The sequence below is a fragment of the Bradyrhizobium sp. LTSP857 genome, assembly GCF_000938285.1.
Classification (GTDB): Bacteria; Pseudomonadota; Alphaproteobacteria; order Rhizobiales; family Xanthobacteraceae; genus Bradyrhizobium.
Genome location: NZ_JYMS01000045.1, coordinates 291,395 through 316,190, shown reverse-complemented (window position 1 = coordinate 316,190; position 24,796 = coordinate 291,395). Strand labels below are relative to the sequence as shown.

Genomic DNA, 24,796 nt, shown 5'->3' with positions numbered 1-24,796 from the left:
GATGATCGAGGATCTCGGCTTTGCGCCGATGTTCACGGCTGGAATTCCGCAGGGACATCGGCTGACCGAGGGCGAGGCCGCCGCCTTGTCGCGGCTCGGCGTCTACGAAATGTTGCGCACGGGTTCGACGACGATTGTCGATTTTTACCGCTACCCGGAAGCGCTGGCCAAGGCTCATTCCGAACTTGGCTCGCGTGCGGTCATCGCCGGCCGGATCCATGATGCCGATCCGGAGGCGCTTACCCGCAAGCGCTACGAATATTCGGCCGCGATCGGTGCGGCGAGCATCGCCGAGAACGTCGCGCTGATCGAGCGCTGGCAAGCCCATGACAATGGCCGGATCAGGTGCGATTTTGCCCCGCATGCGCCGGATACCTGCTCGGACGATCTGCTGCGTGAGGTCGCCGGTCTCGTGCAACGATACGGCGGCAATGTTCACACCCATGTCTGTCAGAGCCCGATCGAGGTGGCCCAGACACAGGCCCGTAGCGGCCGGTCGCCGGTCGAGGTGCTCGAGGCTGCGGGTCTGCTCAACCAGAGCCTGATTGCGGCGCATTGCATCCACGTGACGGCCGGCGACGAGGCCGCTCTTGGGGCAGCGAAGGCGACCATGGCCTATACGCCGATCGGCAATGCCAAAACCGGCCGGATCGCACCGGCGGCGTCCATCGAGCGCCAAGGTGCCCGCATGGCGTTATGCACTGATACGTTTTCCGGTGACATGTTCGAGGCGATGCGTTGGGCTGTCGCAATGCAGCGGATACGTGGTGAGAAAGACGGACTGAACGCGCGCTCGGCGATTCGCTGGGCGACGCAGGGCGGAGCGGAAGCGCTTGGGCTGGGTGACCAGATTGGGTCGATCACCTGCGGAAAAAAAGCGGATCTGGTCTTGCTCGACCTGTCCGAACCGACGCTTGCCCCCATTATCGATGGATTTGGTGCCCTGGTGTGGTCGGGTAACGGCAACAATGTCCGGACTGTCATCGTCGATGGCCGTATCGTGATTGAGGAGGGACGCTTGCTGAACGCCGACGGTGCTGAACTGGTCCGTGAAGCGCAGAAGGTTGCAGAGGCGCTGTGGGCCAGACACAATGTCACTCCCGTCACGCAAGGCCATCGAAGCGCCGCTCAGGAATGACCGCGATGCGCAAACGTCTCGGCATGATCACGCCGTCCTCCAATTCGGTGCTCGAGCCCGTCACCAGCGCCATGCTCGGGGGGGTCGACGGCATCACCGCACATTTCTCGCGCTTCCGCGTCACCGAGATTGCGCTGGACGCCGCGGCGCTGAGCCAGTTCGACGCATCGGCAATGCTGCCGGCGGCGGATTTGCTGGCGGACGCCAAGGTCGGCGCCATTGCCTGGAACGGCACTTCGGCCAGCTGGCTCGGCATCGGCCGCGACAGGAGCCTTGGTGCGGCCATCACGGAGCGCACCGGCGTACCCGCAACGACGTCCACGCTCGCCTGCATCGATGCCGCCCGCGCGCTCGGCGCCAAGCGCGTTGGTCTCGTTTCGCCCTATACGGACGATGTGCAGCGGCGGATCGGCGACGTCTGGGCCGAGGAGGGCATCGCCCCGCATGCCGAGCGCCACCTCGGCCTGCGCGACAATTTCTCCTTCGGCGAGGTCAAGCCAGCGACGATCGCCGGCATGATCCGCGCGGTGGCGGCCGAGGGCGCCGACGCTGTCGTTATCCTCTGCACCAATCTCGACGGTGCCGCACTTGCCGCCTCGCTCGAACGGGAATTGGATATCGCCGTGCTCGACTCAGTCGCGGTTACGCTGTGGCGAAGCCTCAGCCTCGCCGGCGGCGACATCTCGGCCCTTGCGCAGTGGGGCCGGATCTTCCAGACATCGGCGGTCATCAAGTGACGGAGACATAAGTGACGCAACTTGATCTCGCCATTCGCGGCGGCACCATCGTGACGGCCAGCGACGAGTTTCGTGCCGATATCGGCATTCGCGACGGCCGTATCGTCAGCATCGCCGATCACCTCGAGGGCGCGGCGCGCGAGATCGACGCGACGGGGCTGCTCGCGCTGCCGGGCGGCATCGACAGCCACGTCCACGTCTCGCAAGCCTCCGGTCCCGACGTTGTGATGGCCGACGACTTTGCCTCGGCGACGCGCTCTGCTGCCGCCGGTGGCAACACCATGGTGCTGCCGTTTGCGCTTCAGGAGAAGGGCACCTCGCTGCGCGCTTGCGTCGAGAGCTACCGCAAGCTTGCGGAGGGCGAGTGCTACATCGATACGGCGTTCCATCTCATCATCTCTGACCCGACCGCCGTCGTGCTCGGGCAGGAGCTGCCGGCACTGGTCAAGGACGGCTACACCTCGTTCAAGGTGTTCATGACCTATGACGACCTCGTGCTCAGCGACAAGCAGCTGCTCGAAGTGTTCGAGGTCGCGCGCCGCGAAGAGGCGCTGGTGATGGTTCATTGCGAGGGCTACGACGCCATCCGCTTCCTCACGACCAAGCTCGAGCGCGAAGGCCATATCGCGCCCTATTATCACGGCGTGTCGCGGCCCCAGGCCGTCGAGCGCGAGGCGACGCATCGCGCCATCAGCCATGCCGAAATCGTCGGCGTGCCCATCATGATCGTCCATGTCTCCGGGCGTGAGGCGATGGAGCAGGTGCGCTGGGCCCAGCAGCGCGGATTGCCGGTGCATGCGGAGACCTGTCCGCAATACATCACGCTCACGGCCGACGACATGAAGGGCCTGAACATGGACATCAGCGGCGCGAAATATGTCTGCTCGCCGCCGCCGCGCGATGCCGATAGCCAGCAGGCGATCTGGGAAGGCATCACCACCGGCGTGTTTCAGACCTTCTCGTCCGACCACTGCCCGTTCCGTTACGATGATCCCAAGGGCAAGCTGACGCCGAATTCCCGCACCTCGTTCCGCTGGGTGCCGAACGGCATTCCCGGGGTCGAGACGCGGCTGCCGATCCTGTTCTCCGAGGGCGTGTCGAAGGGACGGATCAGCTTGCAAAAATTCGTCGAGCTGACCGCGACCAACCATGCCCGCATCTACGGCCTCTATCCGCGCAAGGGCTCGATCGGTGTCGGCTTCGACGCGGACGTTGTCCTCTGGGATCCGAAGTTGAAGAAGACAATTCAGCAGGCCGATCTGCACCACGGTGCCGACTACACGCCCTGGGAAGGCTTTGACGTCACCGGCTGGCCTGTCACCACTGTCGCGCGGGGCCGGGTGGTGTACGAGCACGGCAAGATCGTCGGCGACAAGGGCGCGGGCGAGGTGCTGAGCCGTGGCAAGTCGAGCCTGGTGTGATGGGGATATGATGCATCCGTAGGGTGGGTTACGCGTCGCTAACCCACCCTACACACTGCCACTGCGGAACGACTCTAGAGCCTCGGCTCGCTAGTTCGTCGGCCCCTCGCCACGAATGGCAAAAGTCGTCGCCTTCAGCTTGGTCATGCCGAACTTGTCGAACAGCTTGTCGTAGGTGCCGTCGGCGCGCGCTGCCGTGAGCGCGTCGGCGAAGGCTTGCGCGAGCAACTTGTCGCGGAAGGCGAAGGTGATGTCGGTGCCGGCGATGTCGCGGACCCAGATCTTTGCGATGCCCTTCTGCTCGAGCGCGTTGGCGGTCTCGTTGATGTTGAGTGCCGCCTCGAGCTGGCCGGCGCGGAGCGCCGCAGAGGTCGCGGTGACGGTTGTGAAGGTGCGCAGCTCAATCGGCTTGAGGCCCTTGGCGACCATCTCGGTGTTGAACTCGCGCGCCTTGCGCTCGGTGTAGGTCGCCGATTCGACGCCGACCACGCGGCCGGCGAGATCCTCGAATTTCTCGAGCTTCAGGCTGGAGGCGGGATCGGTGTAGATGCTGATTGCCTGCTGCGCGTAAGGCACGAGGTAGAGCATCTTCGAGCGCTCCTCGGTCCAGAACAGGCCGGTGTTGATGGCGTCGAAGCGGCCGGAGCGCAGCGCCGGGATCATCGGCGGGAAGTCCATGCGCAAGAAGACCGCCTCGACGCAGATGCGCTTCGCAATCTCCCGGGCGAGCTCGACATTGAGGCCCTGCAACTCGCCCTTGTCGTCGACGAATTGCTGCGGCGGCAGCGTCGGGTTGATCGACATCTGCCATTTCGGTGCCTCGATCAGGCTCGACGCCGGTACCTTCGGCGTGCAGGTCTGTGCACCGGCTGCCTGAGACAAGCCGATCAGCAGAGTGAGGGCAGAGAAGAAGGTCTGGAGAAATCGCATCAAAATACTCCTGTCAAATCGTGGGTGGCAGTTGAGCCGTCTCCGGTCCGACGTCTTCTTGGTTGTCATGTCGTGGCCGACACGCCGCGATCGGCCTGCCGGGTCAGGATCAGCGAGGTGTGGCGGGCCGCGGTCACCACCTCGTCGCGCTGGTTGAGGAGGTCGAGCGTCTCGATGACGATGCCGCGTTCGGGATTCCTGGTCGGTCGCTTCTCGACAAAGCGGAAGCGCACGCGCAAGCAGTCGCCGGCGACGATGGGTCCCTTGAACCGCACCTCGTCCCAGCCGAGTGAGGCGACCGAGGTCTCCTCATACAGCTTCAGCTCCGACTTCAGCCCTTCCATCAGCGACAGGCCGAACAGGCCGTGGCCGATCACCGCGGGGAAGCCACGCGAGCGCGCATATGCTGAATCGATATGAAGCGGGTGGTGATCGCGCGTGACGTCGGCGAAAGCTGCGATGTCGGCCTCCGTCACAATGTGCGCGGCGGTCTCGAACTCCGCGCCGAGCGCGATGTCCTCATAACGGAGATTGATCGATGCAGCGGCGTCCATGCGTGTTCCTCAGGCAACCTTGCGCGGCCGGGCCGGCATCGCCATGAAACTCTGCGCGATCCCCATCGGCCCTGAGCGGAAGATGCGCGGGTCCATATCCCTGAGTTGCGGACTGATGCGTGGCCGGAAACCCATATGCGCGAGGATGTCCTCCTCCAGGCGAACGCCCGGCGCGATCTCGGTCAGCGTCACGCTGCTGTTCTCCAGCTCGAACACGGCGCGCTCGGTGACGTAGCTCACATGCTGGCCGCGTTGTGCGGCAAGCAACGCGCTAAAACTGATCTGGCCGACCTGGGCGACGAATTTGCGGAAGGCGCCATCGCGCCGGATTGCGAGACGGCCGTTCTCGACTCCGATGTCGAATTTGCCGCCGGTCATGGTGCCGCTGAAGATCAGCCGCCGCGCGTTCTGCGTGATGTCGATGAAGCCGCCGGAGCCGTCGCGGCGGTCGCCGAAGCGGGTGACGTTGACGTTGCCGGCCTCGTCCACTTCCGCGAAGGAGAGGAACGCACAGGACAGCCCGCCGCCGTCGTAGAAGTCGAACTGGTAGGCCTGGTCGAGAATGACGCGCGGATTGATGGCGGTGCCGAATTCGCGCGCATGGCCGGGCACGCCGCCGACCACGCCGGATTCAACTGTCAAGGTGATCAGGTCGGAGATGCCTTCCTCAGCCGCGACATTAGGGATCATTGCGGAGATGCCGACGCCGAGATTGACGACGTCGCGCGGGCGCAGCTCGAAGGCGGCGCGGCGCGCGATCACCCGCCGCTCGGTGAGCGGATCCGGCGCGATCATCGCCACGGGCACGCGCGTCTCGCCGCAGCGCGCCGGATCATAGACGGTCCCATAGGTCTGCATCTGGTCGGGTTCGAGCACGACGTGATCGATCAGGAAGCCGGGGATCTTGACCATCTGCGGATGGACCGAGCCGCGCTTCACGATGCGCTTGACCTGACAGATCACGGTGCCGCCTGCATTGTGCACGGCCTGCGCGATCGAGAGATCCTCGCGCGTCGTGCCCTCGTGCTCCATGCTGATATAGCCGTCTTCGTCCGCCGAGGTGCCGCGGATGATGGCGACATCAGGCGGGGTGGGCACGCGGTAGAGCAGCCACGACTGGCCGTGCAGCTCGAGCAGGTCGACCAGCGGCGCCGTGGTGCGCGCGTTCATGCGGCCACCGTCCTGGCGCGGGTCCATGTAGGTGTTGAGGCCGACATGGGTGAGCACGCCCGGATGCTTCGCCGCCATGGCGCGGCAGAGCTGGCTCATCACGCCCTGCGGAAAGTTATAGGCGTCGATCAACTCGTCACGGACGAGGCGCATGAACGGCACCTGGAGGCCGAAATTGCCGCCGATCACGCGCGCGATCAGGCCTTCATGGGCGAGATGGCACAGGCCCTTCTCGGTCACGGCGCCGACGCCGGTGATGTTGATCAGCGTCAGCCCGTGCGGGCCCCGGCCGCCGAGGAAGCGCTGCTCCAGCGCGTCGAGGATGGCTTCGGCTGCGCCCGTGCCGCCATTGCCGCCGACGATCAGCGTATCGGCGTCGCGGATGAGACCAGCGGCCTGTGCCGCGGTGATGATGCTCAGCATGAGTGCACGCGTACCATCATGCGGCCTCCTTCTCGACCTGGCGTGCGATGATCAGCCGCTGGATCTGGTTGGTGCCCTCATAGATCTGGGCGAGCCGCACGTCGCGGAACAGCCGCTCGATGCGGTACTCGCGCGAGTAGCCGTTGCCGCCGTGGATCTGGAGCGCATTGGAGACGTGCTTCATTGCCATGTCGGTCGTGAACAGTTTTGCCTGCGCCGCCTCCTTGGCGATCGGCTCGCCGGCGTCATGCAGCCGTGCGGCGTGATGGATGAGAAGGCGCGCGGCGGCGATGTCGGTCGACATGTCCGCCAGCATGAACTGCACCGCCTGGAAGCCAATGATGGCCTGGCCGAACTGCTTGCGGTCCTTTGCATAGGCGGTGGCATCCTCGAATGCCGCCTGCGCCATGCCGAGCGCCATCGAGGCCATCATCAGCCGGCTGAAGTTGAAATTGCTCATGGCCATCTTGAAGGCCTGGTTCTCTGGCCCCATCAGGCTGTCGGCCGGCAGCTGCACGTCGGAGAAGGTGATCTGGCAGTCTTCGAGGCCGTGCATGCCGAGAAGCTCTTCGGTCTTGCCGCGGGCGATGCCGGGCAGGGCGCCGTCGACGAGGAGACAGGAGATCGCGCGGTGGCCCGGATCCGCGCCGGTGCGCGCGAACACCATGATGCGGTCGGCGACGCCGCCGAGCGTCACCCAGGCCTTGGTGCCGTTGAGCCGCCAGCCAGTGCCTTCGCGCACCGCATGGGTGCGGATGCCCGCAACATCGGAGCCGTGGTCTGGCTCGGAGACCGCGGTGGCGGGAACGATGTCGCCACTGAGAATCTTGGGGATCAGCGCCTTGTGCGCGTCGGTGCCGTGATGGTCGAAGAACAGCACCGCCTCGACCGGAATCGCAAAAGCATTGGCGACGGCGCCGGAGCAGCGCGCCAATTCCTCCATCGCGATGCAGGCCGCGACCGCATCGAGGCCGGCGCCGCCCGCGCCTTCGCGCAGGCAAATGCCGAACAGGCCGAGATCGGCCATGCCCTTGTAAAGCGCGCGATCAAAACGGTCCTCGCGATCAATGGTGGCTGCGCGCGGCAGAATTTCAGTCTGCGCGAAGCGACGGGCGGTCTCGCGCAGGGCCTTCTGGTCTTGGCTGTAAAAGCGGTCCATGGCTCGTGTCTTCCGTCAGTCGCTGGCAAGCTTGGAATCGTGGGCAACTTCGCTCATGTCGCGATCGAGGAAATAGACGGCGACATCGTCGCCCGGCACTCCGTAGGCGCTGCATACGCCGCGCGTCAGCGCGATGGCCGCAGCGCGGCGCTCGGCCTCGCTGCGTCGGAATGCGTGGACCTTGAGCAGGATGCGCATGCGGGCGTCCTGAGGGCCAAATTCGCCGGCATGGGCGTAGTCGTCGGGCGAGATCGGGAGGAAATAGAGCGTGACCGTATCCGCAGTGACGCCGAACGCCGACATCAGGCCGTCGGTCACAGACCTCGCCAGCGCGGCCTTGCGGTCGGACGGAACTTGCGGGGCGAGCACTTCGACATAGGGCATCGATCAGACCTTCGCGGACTTCGTAGACAATTTGGACGGGGTCGATTTGGGCTTGCCGGATCTGGCCGAGGTCGCGGCGTCGATCCGGCGACAGGAATCGCGCTGCACGAGGCGCGCGCCGACGCGATATTCGCGAACGCCGTCATTGCCGTTGCCCTTGCCATTCCCCTTGGCGTCCATGCGTTGAAGCAGCCGGTCGACGGCGAGATTGGCAAGATCGCGGGCACCGTTGTCGACGATGCTGATGGCGGGGCGGTGCCATTCGAACCACGGCATGTCCTCGTAGCACAGCAGCGAGAGATCGTCGGGGATCACGATGTTCCGCTCGGCGGTGACGCGCAGCACGCCGAGCGTTGCCTCATGATTGGCGACGAAGATGGCGCTGGGCGGGCGAGGGAGGTCGAGCAGCTTGCGGCAGCCGGTCGCACCGGTCTCGGGGACGAAATGACCGGCATGAATCAATGTGTCATCGAGGGCGATGCCGGCTTCGCGCAGGGCGCGGACATAGCCGGACAGCCGCTCGCGACCGGATGTGGTGTCCTGGCGACCGACGATCAATCCGATGCGCTTGTGGCCGAGCTCGATGAGGTGACGCGTGCCGAGATAGGCGCCTTGCGGATCGTCGGCGAGCACGGTCTCGAGGTCGGTTGCGTCATCGCGACGCACCAGGCAGACGATCGGGACGTCCTTCGCCAATGCCTTGAGCTGCGCACCGTTCTTGCCGGTGGGCACCAAGATCAGCCCGTCGATGCGGTGATCGACCAGAGTGGTGAGGGTGTCGCTCTCCTGCTGCTGATCGTCGCCGCCAATGCACAGCAGCATCTGATAGCCCAGCGCCTTCAGGCGGGCCTGCACCTCTTCGGCCATCACCTGGAACGAGGCGTTGGTGAGATTGTGCACCAGCAGCGCCACGAGCCGCGACTGCCCGGTCTTCAATCCGCGCGCGATCGGGTTCGGCCGATAGCCGAGCTCGCGCGCGATGCGCGTCAGGCGCTGTTGCGTGCGCTCGCTGGTCAGGCCCGTCCCCGTCAGCGCGCGGGAAGCGGTGCTGACCGAAACGCGGGCCGCGTGTGCCACATCTTTGAGCGTGACGCTCATCAAACCTGCCGATAGACTGCAAACGATTGCAGAGACGTTATGGGCCAATTCTACATGGATCAAGCCCAAAAAATGGATGATGGTGCTCAATGCAGAGCCAGTTACGCAATCGATTGCAGGAATATTGCGGATATTCCGCAGAGCATCGCCATTCCCTGAATTCAATCGATCACCCGGCAGCTCCCTGATGAAGATGTTTCGCGGCACCTACACCGTTATGATCACCCCGTTCACGCCGTCTGGCGACGTCGATGTTGCTGCGCTGCGTGCGTTCGTCGACTGGCAGATCGCGGAAGGAATTCACGGACTGATCCCGCTCGGCTCGACCGGCGAATTCCTGTCGCTCGATGACGACGAGAAGGCGCTCGTTGCCGAAGTCGTCATCACGCAAGCCGCGGGGCGCGTGCCTGTGCTGATCGGCACCGGCGCGGAAGATACGCGCGAGGTGGTGCGTCTCAGCCGCCGTGCCGAAAAGCTGGGCGCTGACGGCGTGATGATCATTCCACCGTTCTATTCAACCCCGACCGACGACGAGCTCGTCCATCATTACAAGACGGTGGCCGACGCGATCTCGCTGCCAATCATGGTCTACAACAATCCGGCAACTGCCAATGTCGATCTCAAGCCGCCACTCGTGGCACGGCTCGCCGAGATCGACAACTGCCTCTATATCAAGGAGTCGACGCTGGAGGTGACGCGCGTGCGCGACATCATCCGTCTCTGCGGCGACCGGATGACGGTGTTCGGTGGCATTCTGGGCTTCGAGTCCTTCGTCGAAGGCGCGCAGGGTTGGGTGGCCGTGGCCTCCAACGTGGTTCCGTCCGAGATGGCGCGCATCTTCAGCCTCGTCGCCGACGAGGGCGCAATCAAGCAGGCGCGCGAGCTCTATCTCAAATATCTGCCGGTGATTGAGTTCGTCGGCGGTCAGGCCTATGTCGCCGGCAGCAAGGCGCTGCTCGGCCATATGGGCCTTGCCGTCGGCAATCCGCGCCCGCCGCGGCTGCCGCTGCCGGCTGCACAGGATGCTGCTGCGCTCGCGCTGGTCAGGCGCTTCGGCCTGGCTTGGCCGGCCGCGGCGGCCTCATCCAGGGCGATCGCATGAGCGGATCACTGCCGCGCCGCCGCAATCCGGGCCGCGATCTCCTCGCGTGCGTGCCTGATCAGGGATTGCGTCAGCCGCTGCTGCATGCGGCCGGCCGGCACGATGGCCGATACCGTGACCTCGGTCTTTGGCTTGAACGGCACACTTCTGAGGCGGTTGTAGCGCTTCGAGGACGCCGTCAGCTCGTCCATGATGGTAACGCCGAGTCCTTCCTCGACGAAGTGCCCGGCAACGTTCATGAAACGCACGTCGATGGCGGGCACGAAGTTGACGGCGCTGCGGCGAAAGGCCTCCTGGATCAGGCTGCTGATGCGGCTCGAGGTGCGGGCGTTGATCAGCGGCGTGTCGCGCAGATCGGTGGGGCTGACGAAGCTCAATTGCGCGAGCGGACTGTCGGCAGGGCAGGCGCAGACCATGTCGAGTTGCGCCAGCGGCAGATAGTCCAGCGTCGGGCGCGGGTGCGGCTCCATGGCGAAGCCGACGTCGACGATCCCCGTCTCGACATATTCCAGGAGGTCGTCGAGCCGCTGCGTCTCCAGCGAAATCTCGACGCCGCCATGATCGCGGCTGAACCGCGCCACCACTTGCGGCAGCAGCGACTCCGACAATTCGGAGGTCGCAACGATCCGCATGCGTCCCTTGCGGCCCGCCCGCAGATGTGCGGCCGTCTGGCTGATCAGATCCTGCATCAGGAACAACGGCTCGGCTTCCGCGAGCAGGATCTGCGCCTCCTGCGTCGGGATCATGCGCTTGTTGATGCGGTCGAACAGCAGGAAGCCGAGCCCGGTTTCCGCGTGCTTGATGGCGTTGCTGACCGCCGGCTGCGACATGCCGAGATCCTTCGCCGCCGCGACCGTGGATCGCGTGCGCATCACGGCGCGCAGGATTTCAAGCTGTCGAAGAGTCATGAGGATGGTCCGGTCATGGGTGGGCGATCACAGTGTGCATCATAGATTTTGGTTATCAACCTCGCTCGGAAAATAATTGATGGCGATGTTGTCGATGATCGAAGCGTCAGCTTACGCTTCGCGCGAAGACATTGCGTTGCGACCGAAGCGTTATCGAACGCACAAGTCGCACGCCAGGCATGGTGTGTGAACGGATGAACCTGCTCGACGGCGTCAAAATCCTCAGCTTCAATCACTATCTCGCGGGTCCGCTTGCGGCGCAGACGCTCGCCGATCTCGGCGCCGACGTCATCGCGGTCGAGCCGATCGAAGGTGCGTTTCAGCGCAACTGGGCGGTCGCCAATCATTTCGTCGCCGGCGACAGCGTCAATCATCTGGCGACCGGGCGCAACAAGCGCAGCCTCGCCGTCGACCTCAAGCATCCCGACGGTATCGCTGCCGTAAAGAAGCTGGTGGCGACCTCCGATGTCGTGATGGAGAATTTCCGGCCGGGCACCATGGCTAAGCTCGGCCTCGGCTACGAGACGCTTAGGGCGATCAACCCTGGTTTGATCTATGCGGTGGCGACCGGATTCGGATCGGACGGGCCCTACAAGGATCGTCCGGGCCAGGATCTCCTGCTCCAGGCGATGTCCGGTCTTGCGATGCGGACGGGCCGGGCCGACGGCGAGCCGACGGCGGTCGGCGCGGTCATCGTCGACCAGCACGCGGCCTCGCTCTACGCCATGAGCATTCTTGCAGCGCTGTTCGCCAGGACCAAGACCGGCAAGGGGCAGCTCGTCGAGGTCAACCTCTATCAGGCCGCGCTCGATCTTCAGGTCGAACCGCTCACCGCCTGGCTGAATGGTGCGCCATCGCCGACGTCACGCGGTCCGGCCGGCATTGCGGCGTGGTTCAGCCCCGGGCCCTACGGCATTCACGCGACCGCTGACGGCCATCTCGCGATCTCCATGGCATCGCCGGTGGCGTTGGCCGCAGCGCTCGGCAGCGACGAACTGAAGCAGTTCGGCGAGGCCGACAGTTTTTCGAAGCGCGAGGAGATCACAGGCATCGTTGTCGCGCGCCTGAAACAGAAATCGACGGCGGAATGGCTGCCCATGCTTGAAGCCGCGAAGATCTGGCACGCGCCGGTGCAGGACTATCGAGACCTCGAGGCCGATCCCCAGCTTAGGCATCTCGGCGTGTTCAAGACCGCCGAGAGTGCCGGCGGCGTGCCAATCCGCATGGTCGCGCATCCCGCGCGCTATGACGGCCAGACGCCGGAGGTGCGGCTGGTGCCGCAACGGCTTGGTGCACAGACCCGCGAGGTACTCGGTGAAATCGGTTACGGCGCTGCTGACATTGAGGCCATGGTCTCGGCCAAGGCTGTGGGAGTGGTGCGATGATCGATTTTTCGCTGCCTGAGGAGACGCGCCTTCTGGTCGATACCGTCCGCCGCTTCGTCGAGACGGAAGTGCAGCCGCTCGAGGACGAGGTGGAGCGGACGGCCACCGTGCCCGCGGACGCGCTTGCCGTCACCAAGGGCAAGGCGAAGGAGCTCGGCCTCTACGCGATGAACATGCCGGCCGACATTGGCGGTGGCGGGCTGTCCTGCGTCGAGCATTGTCTCGTCGAAGAAGAATTCGGCAAGACCTCCGATGCTCTGATCCGCCGCGTGTTCGGCCAGGTCTATCCGATGCTGATGGCCTGCAAGGGCGATCAGGTCGAAAATTATCTGCTGCCGACGGTGAAGGGCGACAAGATCTGCGCGATGGCGATCACCGAGCCGGGCGCCGGGTCCGACGCCGCATCGATCAGCACGACGGCTCATCTCGATGGCGACGAATGGGTCCTCAACGGAACCAAGCATTTCATCAGCGATGGCGACATCGCCGACTACGTGATCCTGATGGCATTGACCGACAAGGACAGGCGTGCGCGCGGAGGCATCACGCTGTTCCTGGTCGACCGCGGCACGCCGGGCTTCAAGGTCGCGCGCACCCAGCCGATGATGGGTCATCGCGGCTACGGCCATGCCGAGCTGACCTTCGAGGATTGCCGCATCCCGAAAGCGGCCGTGCTCGGCGAGGTCGGCGGCGGCTTCAAGCTGATCATGCAGAGCGTGCTCCAGATCCGCCTTGCCCATATCGGCGCGCGTGCCGTCGGCATGGCGCAGCGTGCGCTGGAGATGATGCGCAAACACGCCGGCGAGCGGCGCCAGTTCGGCCAGGCGATCGGCGACTTCCAGATGGTGCAGAAGCTGATCGCCGATTCAGCCACCGAAATCTTCGGCGTCAAGATGATGGTGATGAACGCTGCCTGGGACATCGACCAGGGGCGGGACGCGCGCGACAAGGTCTCGATGATCAAGGTCGCGGCCTCCGAGATGCAGGGCCGCGTCGTCGACCGCGCCATTCAGGTGTTCGGCGGCATGGGTTTCAGCAAGGACCTGCCGCTGGAACGCATGTATCGCGATGCCCGCGTCACCCGCATCTATGACGGCACCTCCGAAATCCACCGCATGCTGGTCGCGCGCAGCACCATCAAGAACGGCTTGCAGCTCTAGGGAATGATCGATGTCTCACGCACCTCTCAAGCCCGGCGCTGCCTTCGCGTTCCGCAAGACCATGACGGTTGCCGAGCAGGCCATGTTTACCGGCATCAGCGGCAATCTCGGCGGCCTCTACGTCGATGCCGTCCGCGCCAAAAAGGCGGGCGCGTCCAACATGGTCGCCTTCGAGCTCGCCGTCGGCGGCCTCGCCACAACCTGTCTCAGCCAGCTCGGCGGACCGACGCGGCGGATCGGCAGCATCGCGCTGAACTTCGCCGCGCCGGTGATCGTCGGCGACTCCGTCGAGGCCAAGGCCGAGATCGTCTCTGTTGCTGGCGACGAAGCGGTCTGCCGCATCACCTGCACGCTGTCGCCGTCCGGTACAATTGTGGTGGATGGCACCGCCACGCTCGTTCCCTTTGCGCTAGGCTGAGCCATGTACGAGCCAAAGTCCTTCGATGAGCTGAAGGTGAACGACAGGGTCAGCCTCAGCAAGACCATCACCGAGGCGGACGGCGCACTCTACATTGCTGCGACCGGCGATTTCGGCCCCGTCCATGTCGACGAGGTCTATGCGGGCGCGACGCGTTTTGGCCGAAGGCTGGCGCCGGGGATCATGGTCGCGGGCCTCTGTACCAGCGTTCTCACCAGCGAACTGGTCGGCACGATCGGCGTATCGGTGGAGGATCGCTTCTGGTTCACCGGTCCGGTGTTCTATGGCGACACGCTCACCTTCGAGGTCTGGATTGCAGAGCAGCATGACGAGACCCGCACGATCATCTGGGAGGCGAGCGCCCGCAACGAGAACGGCCTCGAAGTGCTGAAGGCGCGCGCCAGCCTGAAATTTCCACGACGCAAACCGTCATGAGCCAATTGATGAAGAAACCGGATCTGCGCGGCGTCACGGTCGCGACCGTACTGCCCTTCAAGGACGACAGTTCGATCGACTGGGACGGCTATGCCCGCCTGCTCGACTATTGTGCCTGTCCGGACGGCATCGCGGCGGTGTTCGTCAACGGACATGCCGGCGAGGGCGGGTCGCTCTCGGATGACGAGCGGCAGGCGGTGATCGAGCGCACGCGCAGGCAGATCGGCGGCAAGCCGCTGCTTTCAGGCATCATCGCGCATTCCACGGCGGAAGCGATCCACCAGGCGCAGCTCGCCGAAGCCGCCGGCGCGGACTGTGCGGTGTTGTTCCCGCCGGCGCCGCTCGGCGGCGGTGCGTCGGCCAGTTCGCGCGCTCCGGTCGCCTTCGTGCAGGCCGTCAGTTCTGCCATCGGGATTCCGGTGTCAATTTTCCAGTATCCGCTGACGTCCGGATTTGGCTACACACCGGAGACGCTGGCGAAGATCGCCGCGCTCGACGGCGTCATCGCCATCAAGGAAGGCAGCGACACCATCTTCGCCTATGACGAGAACCGTCGGGCGGTGAAGCAGGCCGATCCGTCCGTCGCGATCCTGCCGTCGAATTTCAACTGGTTCCTGCCGCAACTAGCCGTCGGCGGCGACGGCATTCTGTCCGGTCTGGTCAGCCTCGCGCCGGATCTGTTCATCGCGCTCTGGCAGGCTGCGCTCGCCGACGATCTCAAGGCGATGCGCGTCGTCAACGAACGGCTTTATCCGATCGTCCGGGCTATCTATGGCCCCGTGCCGATCATGGACATGCACACGCGCATGAAGGTCGGGCTGAAGGCGCTCGGCCTGATCGGCAATGCCGATCCACGACCGCCGCTGCTGCCGGTCCTGCCTGCGCTGTGCGACGCGATTGCGACGACCGTCGGTGCGGCGCGCGCGGCCGGCGACATTCGCCTGAGGTGAGGAGCGAGCTCATGTCGGACGAAGCCTTTATTCACATCGTGCGGGTCGATATCGATCCCGAGCACGAGGCCGCGTTCAACGCCTGGTACGAGCACAGGCATTTTCCCGATCTGCTCGCCTGTCCCGGCTGGCTGTCGGCAAAACGCTTCGTTTCCGTCGGCGACGGGCCGAAATATGCGGCCATGTACGAGGTCGCGGGACGGTGGGCGTTCGAGACACCAGAATTTCTGAAGGTGAAGGGATTCGGTCCGTTCGAGTCCCTGGTGAAGAACTTCACGCGCATCCAGCTCAAGCCGATGTCGGGACCGGCTTGAGAGGATCGATGATGATGCAGCCTGCCGTGTCGCGAGATCCGGTTGGCCGCATCCAAGAACGTTGAGGGGAAGGCCGCGCGAGGAACTGCATCGGTCATTGGCGTCTTACTGGAGGTATCACATGCTCTCGACACTGCTTCGCTTGAGTGCCGCTGCCGCACTCGTTCTCGCATCCACTGCGGCGCATGCCGCATGCACGCCGGCGATCACCGACGACAATCTGATTGCGCCCGGAAAATTGCAGCTCTCCATCAACCCGACCAATCCGCCGCAGCAATTCGTCGACAAGGATGGCCAGTTGCAGGGCCTCAACGTGGAGCTCGCCACCGAGCTCGGCAAGCGGCTGTGTCTCCCGGTCGAGCTCATCCGGATGGATTTTCCGGCGATGATCCCGGCCATGAATGCGGGCCGCATCGATGGCATCGATACCGGCATGTTCTGGACCGAGGAACGTTCGAAGCTGATGTACATGGTGCCTTATGCCATTCAGGCCATTTCGGTCGTGGTTGCGCCCGACAGCGGCACAAAAATTGCTACCGAATCTGACCTGATCGGAAAAACATCCGCGGTCGAGGTCAGCACCTACCAGATGAATTGGCTCAAGAAGCTCAGCGATGCGAACGTGGCAAAGGGCGGTCCCGCAATCGAGATGCGCACGTTCCCGACGGCGACCAACGTCGTGAGCGCGCTGCTCGCGGGACAAGTGGACGACGCGCTGCTCGTCGACAGCGTGGCGCGCGATCTCGTTGGCCGCGGCCGCGTCAAAGAGGTGCTGAGCGGTCTCGGCACAGCGCGTACCACGCTCGGTTTTCGCAACAAGACGGTCGCTGATGCTGTCGTCAAGGCGCTGAACGCCATGCGTGCCGACGGCAGCTATCAAGCGCTGTTCGACAAGTTCGGTCTGACCAGCATGCCGGCCGATCAGCCGCTTGCGATCGCCGGCCCCGGTCCGGCCTGAGATACGGAGACGAGCCGATGAGCCATTTCAGTCCGACGGCCGCCGTCAACTACTTCTTCAACTACTTCCTAATGAAGGGTGTGCTCGTCACCATCGGCTTGACGGTGGCGGCCGTGATCGGCGGATTGATCCTCGGCATGGGCATCGCGTTGATGCGCATGTCGTCCAACCCGGTGCTATCAGGCGCGGCGCGGTTCTATGTCTGGTTCTTCCGCGGCACGCCGCTGTTGATCCAGCTGGTCGTCATCTACAGCGGCTTGCCGCAGCTCGGGATCAAGTTCAGCGTGATCACCTGCGCGCTGGTCGGCCTGATCCTCAACGAGGCGGCCTATCTCGCCGAGATCGTACGCAGCGGTTTCATGGCCGTCTCGGCTGGGCAGCGCGAAGCTGCCTGGGCGCTGAGCCTGTCGCCCTGGGTGACGTTCCGCCGCGTGACCCTGCCGCAGGCGTTCCGCCTGATGATCCCGCCGCTGGGCAACTCCATCAATTCGTTGTTGAAGGCAACTTCGCTCGCCTCCGTCATCTCGGTCGAGGAGCTCATGCGTCGCAGCGATATGCTGATGCAGGAGCATTTCCAGATCCTCGAGGTCTACGCCGCCGCAACCGCCTATTACCTGATCCTCACCTCGGTCTGGGATGCGGTTCAGCGTCGGCTCGAGAAGCATTTTGGTCGATCGAATGCGCCTAAGACCAGGCGCGCTGTGACGACGCCGTCGGTTGCCCAGGCGAGCGTGGAGGCCCGCGCATGAGCGAGATGTCGATGAAGACGGCCATGGATAGCGGTGTTGAAGGTGCAATGGCGCAGCCGCAGCTGGGCGATGTGCCGGCGGTCCGCATGGAGGCCGTCTACAAGCATTACGGCGACTTCACTGCGCTCAACGAGATCGATCTCAAGGTCGCCAAGGGCGAGAAGATCGTGGTCTGCGGTCCCTCCGGCTCCGGCAAGTCGACGCTTATCCGCTGCATCAATCACATCGAGAAGCACGACGAGGGCCTGATCTATGTCAACGGCGTCGAGCTCGATCGCCAGCGCAAGAACATCGATGCGATCAGGCGCGACACCGGCATGGTGTTCCAGAGTTTTAACCTGTTTCCGCACATGACGGTGCTGGAGAACTGCATCCTGGCGCCGATGACGGTGAGTGGCATGTCGGCGGCGGAGGCAAAGGACCTAGCCATGCATTTCCTGACCAAGGTCCGGATTCCGGAGCAGGCTGACAAATATCCCGGGCAGTTGTCGGGCGGCCAGCAGCAGCGCGTTGCGATCGCACGCGCGCTTTGCATGCGGCCGAAGATCATGCTGTTCGACGAGCCGACCTCGGCGCTCGACCCCGAGATGGTCAAGGAAGTTCTGGAGACCATGAAGAAGCTCGCGGAAGAGGGCATGACCATGCTGTGCGTGACCCACGAGATGGGGTTTGCCCGCGAGGTCGCCGACCGGATCGTGTTCATGAACGAGGGGAAGATCGTCGAGCAGGCCGCGCCGGAGGAGTTCTTCAAGCATCCGAAGTCCGAGCGGGCGCGGACGTTCCTCGACCAGATCATTCACTAGTCCGCCATGTCCGGCGAGATACAGACATTCAGCGATCGCCTGCGTGGCATTCATGCCGCTACGATCGTACCGATGACTACTGATTTCGAGCTCGATGAGCCAAGGCTGGCCGCGCATCTCACGTCGGTCACGTCCGTTACGGGCATCAACGGACTATTGGTCAACGGCCACGCCGGCGAGAATTTCGTGCTGTCGCTGGCTGAGAAGCAGCGCGTGGTGGAGCTGGCGCGTGAGTACGCTCCGAAGGACTGTTTGATTGTCTCCGGGGTCAATCATGAATCGAGCCTCGATGCCGCGCGCGAGGCGGCCGCGCTGGAGCAGGCGGGTGCGGACGGGCTTCTGGTGTTTCCTCCCAACAGCTGGGCGCTCGCTCACGCCGATGAGTGTGTCATCGAACACCATCGTCATATCCGCGATGCGACGACCGCGCCACTGATGGTATACGCCGCACCGGTCGGCGCCGGGGCCATGGCTTACGCGCCGCCGCTTCTTGAGCAGCTCGTCGCTGATCGCCGTTTCGTTGCGATCAAGGAAGGCAGCTGGGAGGTCGCAGCCTATGAACAGAATCTGAGGCTGATCCGGAAGCTGCGGCCTGAGTTCGTCGTGCTTGGCTCCGGCGACGAGCACCTCATGACGAGTTATCTCGTCGGCTCAGCCGGCAGCCAGGTGAGCCTCGCTTGCGTTGTGCCGGAACTCGTGGTCAGCCTTTGGGCTGCGGCGGAAGCCGGCGATTGGGAGCGGGCGCGCAGCATGCACGACAAGCTGTATCCGTTGGCGGCCGCAATCTACCGCGGTGCGCCCGGAGGACGGGCAACTGTGCGGCTCAAGGCTTGCCTGAAACTGCTCGGACGGCTCTCATGCGACGCGGTGCGGCCGCCGCAGCCGCCGGTGATGCCGGACGAGCTCCGTGCGCTCGAACTGGCCTTGCAGCTGGCTGGGCAAGGATAGTCTGCGGAGGCTGGACCCGAATCCGCTCTTGGCCCATCCTGAGTTGATCCCGGCGGGCATTGCCGGCCGTTCCAACATTCATGTCTGGGCGATGGACAGGAAGCGCCAACCGAACAAACGCGTGTCCCTTGCCGGGATGCATATCGACCGGACGTCGGCCGTACCGCTGCACTTGCAGATTGCCGCCCACATCAGGAGCTCGATTCTGCACGGCACCTTTCCGGCCGGGACGCAATTTTTGGGATCGCGCGAGGTCGCACGGGAGTTGGGCTGTTCGCGCACGGTGGTGCTCACTGCGTGGGACCTGCTCTACGCCGAGGGTTATCTTGAATCGACGCCGCGTGGCAGCGTTATGGTGGCGTCCGTTGCGACGCCGCATGCGCAGCCTCCGTCCGCCACGTCGCCCGTGGCCAAGCCCGCCCACATGTCGGAACGCTGGCGCTCGCTGCTCGCGTTCGACTACGAGACCAACTGGCCGTCGGAGTTCAGCCCGGGCGCGCCGGACATCTCGACGTTCCCATTCAAGGACTGGTCGCGCCTGCTGCGGCAGAGCTGGCAAAATCCAAGAGAGCAGGAGTGCCTCGATCTTCCGCCCGAAGGCCATCCGCGGCTGCGCAGCGAGATCGCTAATTTCCTCGGCTCGGTGCGCGGGCTCGTCTGCTCGCCGGAGGAGGTTGTCGTCACCTCAGGTACCTCCGGTGCGCTGGATTTCTGTAGCCGGATGATCCTCGATCCCGGAGATGAGGTCTGGGTCGAGGAGCCCGGCTTCGTCGAGGCGCGCTGGGCACTCACGGCGGCGGGCGCAAAACTCGTTCCGATTCCTGTCGACGACAAGGGCCTCGTCGTCTCCGAAGGAATTCGGCGTGCGCCTGGCGCGCGGCTGATCGTCGTCACGCCGTCGCACCAATATCCGCTCGGCATCAGCATGGGGCTGGAGCGGCGCCTCGAGCTTCTGGACTGGGCCAACAGGAACGACGTCTGGGTGATCGAGGACGACTACAATTCGGAGTTCAGACATCAGGACAGCATGATCGCCTCGCTCCGCTCGCTCGATCGCGAGGGGCGGGTGATCTACTTCGGCACCTTCTCGAAGATCATGATGCCGAACCTGCGGCTCGGCTACCTCGTCGCCAACAAGCATTTCATCGACGGATTTTCGAAAGGCCGCGCGCGCATCGACGTCCACACCTCCGGCATCGGACAACTCGCTCTGGCTGAGTTCATGCGGGAGGGGCACCTGTTGCGGCATCTGCGCGGGATGCGACGGGTCTATGCTATCAGGCGAAAGGCGCTGATCTCTGCGATTGCAGCGTTGATGCCGGACGATCTGACCGTGTCCTCCGCCGTCACTGGGCTTCACCTGGTGGCGCTGTTCACCGACGCAATGCAGGCGCGGATGAGCGATCGCGAGGCGGCCGTGGTCCTGAAGCAGGCCGGCATCCATGTGCAGCCGCTGTCACAAAACTTCCTGGAGCATCCGACGCGACAGGGCCTGGTGTTCGGCTACGGGCGTCTGCGCGTCGAGGATGCCTCTCCGCTGCTCGCGAGAATCGCGGCTTGTATCGGTAGCGGCTCCCGCCATGCACCATCCGACACGGCAATACCGTCTCTTACTGTTCGTACAATAAAGAGTGGCTGAGCCTACCGTCGTGCATAGCTCGTAGGCACCTGGATATCCCGCAGTGCCGGTCGATCGCCTGCAAATTAGACAGACGATTTCAGATGCTCGGATTGCAGTGCAGCGGGCGTCGCGATTTGCGCCGAGAATCCGTGGTGCGCCGCACTTTTCTCGCGTGGGTCAGCTCGCCCTCGCGTGCTCTCTGCGCGGGCACGGCTGCACCAAAACGTGCAGTCAATGCCGCGCGGCGCAACGTCGGCCACGCGCTGGTCTAGAGGTTTGCGACAACTCTGGCTCTATCCGGCTGCCTCCGCTCTGTCGCACGCTCTCGGACGGTGGCATGACAAGGGATGCAGGATGAGCGGTCTCAGTTTGGCATTAGACGTTGCGGTGGACGGGACAGACCCGGCGTCCGGTTCGGACGTCATGCGTAGCTGATCCCTGCACATGAGCGATTCCGACAATCACTGGGAAGTCGGCACCGATATCGGAGGCACCTTCACCGACATCATTGCCATCCGGCGCAATTCCGCGGAGGCGCGGATCGCGAAGGTCCCGTCGCGCCCCGACGCTCCGGTTCAGGCGATGCTGGAGGCGATCGAGGCGGTGGGCCTGCGCAAGAGCGAGGTCAAGCGGTTCGTTCACGGCACCACGCGCGTGACCAACGCCATCGTCGAAGGCCGGCTGCCGAAGGTGGCGCTGGTTGCCACCGAAGGCTTTGCCGATGTGCTCGAGATCGCGCGCTATCGCCGCCGCGACCTCTATCGTCTCGACGTTCCGCCGAAATCGCCGCCGCTGGTCCCGCCTGAACGATGTTTTGGCGTTGCCGAGCGCCTCGATCACGAGGGGCGGGTGTTGAAGGCGCTGGATGACGTGGAGATCGAGCGTCTCGTGATCTGGCTGAAACAGACAGGCGTGCAGAGCGTCGCGGTGGCCTTGCTCCATGCCTATGCCAATCCAGTCCATGAAAAAATGCTGGGCGAGCGCCTCAAGGACGTCGTCGCCCATGTCTCGCTGTCACACGAGGTCAATCCCGAGGCGCGCGAATATGAGCGGACCTCGGCGACCGTGTTCAACGCGGCCGCGATGCCGATCGCGGTGGAATATCTCAGCGAACTGGAGCAGCGGCTGCCGATCGGGCCGGGCTTGCAGGTGTTTCATTCCGCCGGCGCCATGATCCCGATCTCGGCGGTGAAGCGGCGGCCGCTGGTGATGGCGATGTCGGGCCCGGCGGCCGGCGTCTCGGCATCGGTCAGCATCGCGCGCCAGCTCGCGACGTCGCGCATGCTGACCTTCGACATGGGTGGCACCACGACCGACGTCTGCCTGATCGTCGATGGCCAGGCAGAAATGACCGACGGCCGCATGCTCGGCGACAAGCCGCTGCGCCAGCCGATGCTCGCGGTTCATTCCATAGGGGCCGGCGGCGGGTCGATCGTGCGCAATGGTCCCGGCGGCCTGACGGTCGGGCCGGAGAGTGCGGGCTCCGAGCCGGGACCGGCCTGCTACGGCCGTGGCGGCACCGAGCCGACGATCACCGACGCCAATGCCGTGCTCGGCTATCTCAATCCCGAGACAAAACTCGGCGACCGAATCGGCATCGACATCAAGGCGGCCGCGCAGGTCATCGAGCCGATCGCGCAGGCCTTGAGGCTGAGCCTGACCGAAACCGCGCTCGGCATCGTCAAGGTCGCGAATGCAACGATGGCGCGTGCGCTCCGCCGCGTCACAGTCGAGCGCGGCATCGATGGACGCGATTGCACGCTGCTCGCCTTCGGCGGTGGCGGTCCGATGCATGCTGCGGGGCTTGCCGATCTCTACGGGATTGCAGAGGCCGTCGTACCGAGCGCCTCGAGCGCGTTCTCGGCGCTGGGCTGCCTCACCGCCGATTTCAGCTTCCTCCAGCAGCAGACTCTTCGCGTAGCCCTCGACGGTATCGATCTCGCCCGCGTGTCGGAGCGGATCGGGACGCTGATTGACGATGCGTCCGCGCCGCTCATCGCGAATGGCGTTGCCAATGCAGAGATTCAGGTCGAGCTGGTGGCGCTGATGCGCTACGCGGCCCAGAACGACGCTATTCCGGTGCCGTTCGCTTTGCCGTTGGATGCGGCCAAGCTCAAGAAGGATTTTTTGATACGGCATCACGAGCTGTTCGGCTACGCGACAAGCGAGAGCTGCGTCATCGAGTCCGTGCGTGTGCAGGCGCGCCGGCCGTCGACGACTGTCGTGAGCCGACCGGCGACCGCTGTCAGGGCGGTGTCCACTGGCCGCCGCGTCTGCTCGTTTGACGGCTTCCACGATATCGCCACCGCAATCATCGACCGCGCTTCGCTGACCGAAATCGTCAGCGGCCCGGCGATCATTGAAGACGCGTGGTCGACAGTGGTGGTGCCGCCCGGCTGGGAGGCCAAGCCTGACACTGCCGGCAATCTGTTCTTGACGCGGAGGGCGGCATGAAGCTCGATCCGTTCGTCGTCGAGGTCATCCGGCACGGGCTTTCCGCCGCGGCCGAGGAAATGAGCCTGGTGATGACGCGTTCGGCGCGCTCGCCGCTGCTGCGCGAGGCCGGAGATCTGTCGTCGGCGATCACGGACGGCCGTGGCGGCCTCGTCGGGCAGGGCCGCGACATTCCGATCCACCTCGGCGCGATGGCCTACACGATCCCCGAGCTGCTGAAGGTGGTGCCGGTCGACAGCCTGAACGACGGCGACGTGCTGATCTACAATGTCGGTGCGCTCGGCGGCAATCATCTCAACGACGTCAAGGTCGTGCGGCCCGTCTTCGTCGACAGCGAGATCGTGGCGTTCGCAGTCAGCCTTGCGCACTGGCCCGACATCGGTGGCACCTGGCCCGGCAGCTATTTTGCCAAGGCGATCGACACGTTCCAGGAGGCGATGCGGATTCCGCCGGTGCTGATCGCGACCAAGGCTGGCGTCATTACGCCGATCGTGCAGCTGCTCAAGGCCAACGTCCGCGATCCCGAATCCTGCGAGGGCGATCTTCTGGCCCAGATTGCGGCGACCAAGGCAGGCGAGCGGCGCATCGTCGAGCTTTGCCGAGAGCACGGCAAGGCCGTCTTCACGGCGACGCAGTCGCGCCTGCACGATCTCTCCGAGATCGAGATGCGGGAGGCGTTGCGTGCGCTGCCGGACGGCGTCTACGAGGGCGAAGATTATCTCGACGACGGCAGCACAGACAATGCTCCGGCGCGTATCCACGTCAAGATTACCATCGCCGGGGATGAGGCGACCTTCGACCTGTCCGGCAGCTGCGATCGGGTCTCCAATTTCTGCAACACGACGCCGTTCATGGCGCGCTCGGCGGTGGCCTATGCCGCGCGCATCATGAGTGGGCGCGACATGAACCAGAACGCCGGAGCGCTTCGGCCGTTGACCATCATCACGCGTCCGGGCTCGATTCTTGAGCCGGGCTGGAACGCCTCCGTTGCGGCCGGCAATCACGAGACGTCCATGCGCATTGTCGATGCGATCTTCCGCGCCATGCAGGACACCATTCCCGAACGTTTGTCGGCGGGCGGAGCGACCACAGCGGGCGTCCTGTTCTTTGCCGAACCGCGCCAAAACGGTTCGTGGAAGATGCTCTACGAGGTTCACGGAGGCGGTGAAGGCGCGCGCCACGATCGGGCCGGCATCTCGGCAACCCGGGTGCATCTGTCCAACACATCGAATACGCCGATCGAGGTGATCGAGGCAAGCTACGCGATCAGCGTCGAGCAGCAGGCCATTCGCCGGGATTCCGGCGGCGCGGGTGCCTATCGCGGAGGTGACGGATCCGTGCGCACCTATCGCATCCTTGCGCCGTCGATGCATCTGACCACCTGCATCGAGCGCATGGTGATTCCACCGTACGGCATGCAGGGCGGCGAAGCCGGCAAGGCCTGTCGCATCTCGTTGATCAGGCAGGGCGCAAATGTCGCGATCGACGGCAAATCCAACCTGGTGTTGCAGCAAGACGATCTCGTCACGATCGAGATGTGCGGTGGCGGTGGCTACGGCGCCGCGGCTGCGGAGTGA

Annotated in this window: 24 protein-coding genes; 17 read left to right on the top strand and 7 right to left on the bottom strand. The window is 64.4% G+C overall.

Annotation, left to right across the window (positions count from 1 at the left end):
- Nucleotide 1 precedes the first annotated feature (1 nt).
- Genes UP06_RS29375 through hydA form a run of 3 tightly spaced genes read left to right on the top strand, consistent with a single transcriptional unit; the run spans nucleotide 2 to nucleotide 3,296 of the window.
- The gene (locus tag UP06_RS29375) at nucleotides 2-1,138 is read left to right on the top strand and encodes an amidohydrolase family protein (RefSeq protein ID WP_245305580.1); all 1,137 of its coding nucleotides are present in this window, start codon (nucleotides 2-4) and stop codon (nucleotides 1,136-1,138) included.
- A complete protein-coding gene (locus tag UP06_RS29370) occupies nucleotides 1,135-1,875 on the top strand; it encodes a maleate cis-trans isomerase family protein (protein ID WP_045007146.1) in 741 nt (246 codons plus the stop codon). The genes UP06_RS29375 and UP06_RS29370 overlap by 4 nt, the downstream gene beginning before the upstream one ends.
- A gap of 11 nt (nucleotides 1,876-1,886) precedes the next feature.
- On the top strand, nucleotides 1,887-3,296 hold the full coding sequence (gene hydA / locus UP06_RS29365; RefSeq protein WP_045007145.1) for a dihydropyrimidinase: 1,410 nt from the start codon (nucleotides 1,887-1,889) through the stop codon (nucleotides 3,294-3,296).
- Between the two features lie 90 nt (nucleotides 3,297-3,386).
- On the opposite strand, the gene UP06_RS29360 is transcribed toward hydA, so the two are convergent.
- The 6 genes from UP06_RS29360 to UP06_RS29335 form a co-directional block, all read right to left on the bottom strand.
- Nucleotides 3,387-4,226, bottom strand: a complete 840-nt coding sequence (locus UP06_RS29360; RefSeq protein WP_045007144.1) for an ABC transporter substrate-binding protein — start codon at nucleotides 4,224-4,226, stop codon at nucleotides 3,387-3,389.
- 65 nt (nucleotides 4,227-4,291) lie between these two features.
- The gene (locus UP06_RS29355; protein ID WP_045007143.1) at nucleotides 4,292-4,780 is read right to left on the bottom strand and encodes a MaoC family dehydratase; all 489 of its coding nucleotides are present in this window, start codon (nucleotides 4,778-4,780) and stop codon (nucleotides 4,292-4,294) included.
- Between the two features lie 9 nt (nucleotides 4,781-4,789).
- The gene (locus UP06_RS29350) at nucleotides 4,790-6,373 is read right to left on the bottom strand and encodes an acyl CoA:acetate/3-ketoacid CoA transferase (RefSeq protein WP_045007142.1); all 1,584 of its coding nucleotides are present in this window, start codon (nucleotides 6,371-6,373) and stop codon (nucleotides 4,790-4,792) included.
- Nucleotides 6,374-6,389: 16 nt separating this feature from the next.
- Complete coding sequence (locus UP06_RS29345) at nucleotides 6,390-7,532, bottom strand: acyl-CoA dehydrogenase family protein (protein WP_045007141.1); 1,143 nt, start codon at nucleotides 7,530-7,532, stop codon at nucleotides 6,390-6,392.
- A 15-nt stretch (nucleotides 7,533-7,547) separates the two neighbouring features.
- Nucleotides 7,548-7,916: a tautomerase family protein gene (locus tag UP06_RS29340; protein WP_045007140.1), complete on the bottom strand. Its 369-nt coding sequence runs from the start codon at nucleotides 7,914-7,916 to the stop codon at nucleotides 7,548-7,550.
- A gap of 3 nt (nucleotides 7,917-7,919) precedes the next feature.
- Entirely contained in the window at nucleotides 7,920-9,014 is a 1,095-nt protein-coding gene (locus UP06_RS29335; protein WP_045007139.1) for a LacI family DNA-binding transcriptional regulator, read from the bottom strand.
- 184 nt (nucleotides 9,015-9,198) lie between these two features.
- Between UP06_RS29335 and dapA the strand changes: the two genes are divergently transcribed.
- Entirely contained in the window at nucleotides 9,199-10,116 is a 918-nt protein-coding gene (gene dapA, locus UP06_RS29330; RefSeq protein WP_045007203.1) for a 4-hydroxy-tetrahydrodipicolinate synthase, read from the top strand.
- A 5-nt stretch (nucleotides 10,117-10,121) separates the two neighbouring features.
- Here the strand turns inward: dapA and UP06_RS29325 are convergent, their stop codons facing one another.
- Nucleotides 10,122-11,024 carry a LysR family transcriptional regulator gene (locus UP06_RS29325; RefSeq protein WP_045007138.1) on the bottom strand — a complete coding sequence of 301 codons (903 nt, stop codon included), beginning with the start codon at nucleotides 11,022-11,024 and terminating at the stop codon, nucleotides 10,122-10,124.
- 194 nt (nucleotides 11,025-11,218) lie between these two features.
- Here UP06_RS29325 and UP06_RS29320 point away from each other — a divergent pair, with 194 nt between their 5' ends.
- From UP06_RS29320 to UP06_RS29260, 13 genes are all read left to right on the top strand, one after another.
- Complete coding sequence (locus tag UP06_RS29320) at nucleotides 11,219-12,409, top strand: CaiB/BaiF CoA transferase family protein (RefSeq protein WP_045007137.1); 1,191 nt, start codon at nucleotides 11,219-11,221, stop codon at nucleotides 12,407-12,409.
- Nucleotides 12,406-13,569: an acyl-CoA dehydrogenase family protein gene (locus UP06_RS29315; RefSeq protein WP_045007136.1), complete on the top strand. Its 1,164-nt coding sequence runs from the start codon at nucleotides 12,406-12,408 to the stop codon at nucleotides 13,567-13,569. Before UP06_RS29320 ends, UP06_RS29315 begins: the two co-directional genes overlap by 4 nt.
- 10 nt (nucleotides 13,570-13,579) lie before the next feature.
- Nucleotides 13,580-13,987: a MaoC/PaaZ C-terminal domain-containing protein gene (locus UP06_RS29310; RefSeq protein ID WP_045007135.1), complete on the top strand. Its 408-nt coding sequence runs from the start codon at nucleotides 13,580-13,582 to the stop codon at nucleotides 13,985-13,987.
- A gap of 3 nt (nucleotides 13,988-13,990) precedes the next feature.
- The gene (locus UP06_RS29305) at nucleotides 13,991-14,422 is read left to right on the top strand and encodes a MaoC/PaaZ C-terminal domain-containing protein (protein WP_045007134.1); all 432 of its coding nucleotides are present in this window, start codon (nucleotides 13,991-13,993) and stop codon (nucleotides 14,420-14,422) included.
- Nucleotides 14,423-14,430: 8 nt separating this feature from the next.
- Nucleotides 14,431-15,372: a dihydrodipicolinate synthase family protein gene (locus tag UP06_RS29300; protein ID WP_245305579.1), complete on the top strand. Its 942-nt coding sequence runs from the start codon at nucleotides 14,431-14,433 to the stop codon at nucleotides 15,370-15,372.
- 11 nt (nucleotides 15,373-15,383) lie between these two features.
- Nucleotides 15,384-15,686 (top strand): DUF4286 family protein, encoded by a 303-nt coding sequence (locus tag UP06_RS29295; RefSeq protein ID WP_045007132.1) that lies wholly within the window; start codon nucleotides 15,384-15,386, stop codon nucleotides 15,684-15,686.
- 121 nt (nucleotides 15,687-15,807) lie between these two features.
- Nucleotides 15,808-16,644 carry an ABC transporter substrate-binding protein gene (locus UP06_RS29290; protein WP_045007131.1) on the top strand — a complete coding sequence of 279 codons (837 nt, stop codon included), beginning with the start codon at nucleotides 15,808-15,810 and terminating at the stop codon, nucleotides 16,642-16,644.
- A gap of 17 nt (nucleotides 16,645-16,661) precedes the next feature.
- Complete coding sequence (locus tag UP06_RS29285) at nucleotides 16,662-17,393, top strand: amino acid ABC transporter permease (protein WP_045007130.1); 732 nt, start codon at nucleotides 16,662-16,664, stop codon at nucleotides 17,391-17,393.
- Entirely contained in the window at nucleotides 17,390-18,196 is an 807-nt protein-coding gene (locus UP06_RS29280; protein ID WP_045007129.1) for an amino acid ABC transporter ATP-binding protein, read from the top strand. Before UP06_RS29285 ends, UP06_RS29280 begins: the two co-directional genes overlap by 4 nt.
- 6 nt (nucleotides 18,197-18,202) lie before the next feature.
- On the top strand, nucleotides 18,203-19,144 hold the full coding sequence (locus UP06_RS29275) for a dihydrodipicolinate synthase family protein (protein WP_045007128.1): 942 nt from the start codon (nucleotides 18,203-18,205) through the stop codon (nucleotides 19,142-19,144).
- A gap of 28 nt (nucleotides 19,145-19,172) precedes the next feature.
- A complete protein-coding gene (pdxR, locus tag UP06_RS29270; protein WP_245305577.1) occupies nucleotides 19,173-20,783 on the top strand; it encodes a MocR-like pyridoxine biosynthesis transcription factor PdxR in 1,611 nt (536 codons plus the stop codon).
- A gap of 426 nt (nucleotides 20,784-21,209) precedes the next feature.
- Nucleotides 21,210-23,219 carry a hydantoinase/oxoprolinase family protein gene (locus UP06_RS29265; RefSeq protein WP_045007127.1) on the top strand — a complete coding sequence of 670 codons (2,010 nt, stop codon included), beginning with the start codon at nucleotides 21,210-21,212 and terminating at the stop codon, nucleotides 23,217-23,219.
- A complete protein-coding gene (locus tag UP06_RS29260) occupies nucleotides 23,216-24,796 on the top strand; it encodes a hydantoinase B/oxoprolinase family protein (protein WP_045007126.1) in 1,581 nt (526 codons plus the stop codon). Before UP06_RS29265 ends, UP06_RS29260 begins: the two co-directional genes overlap by 4 nt.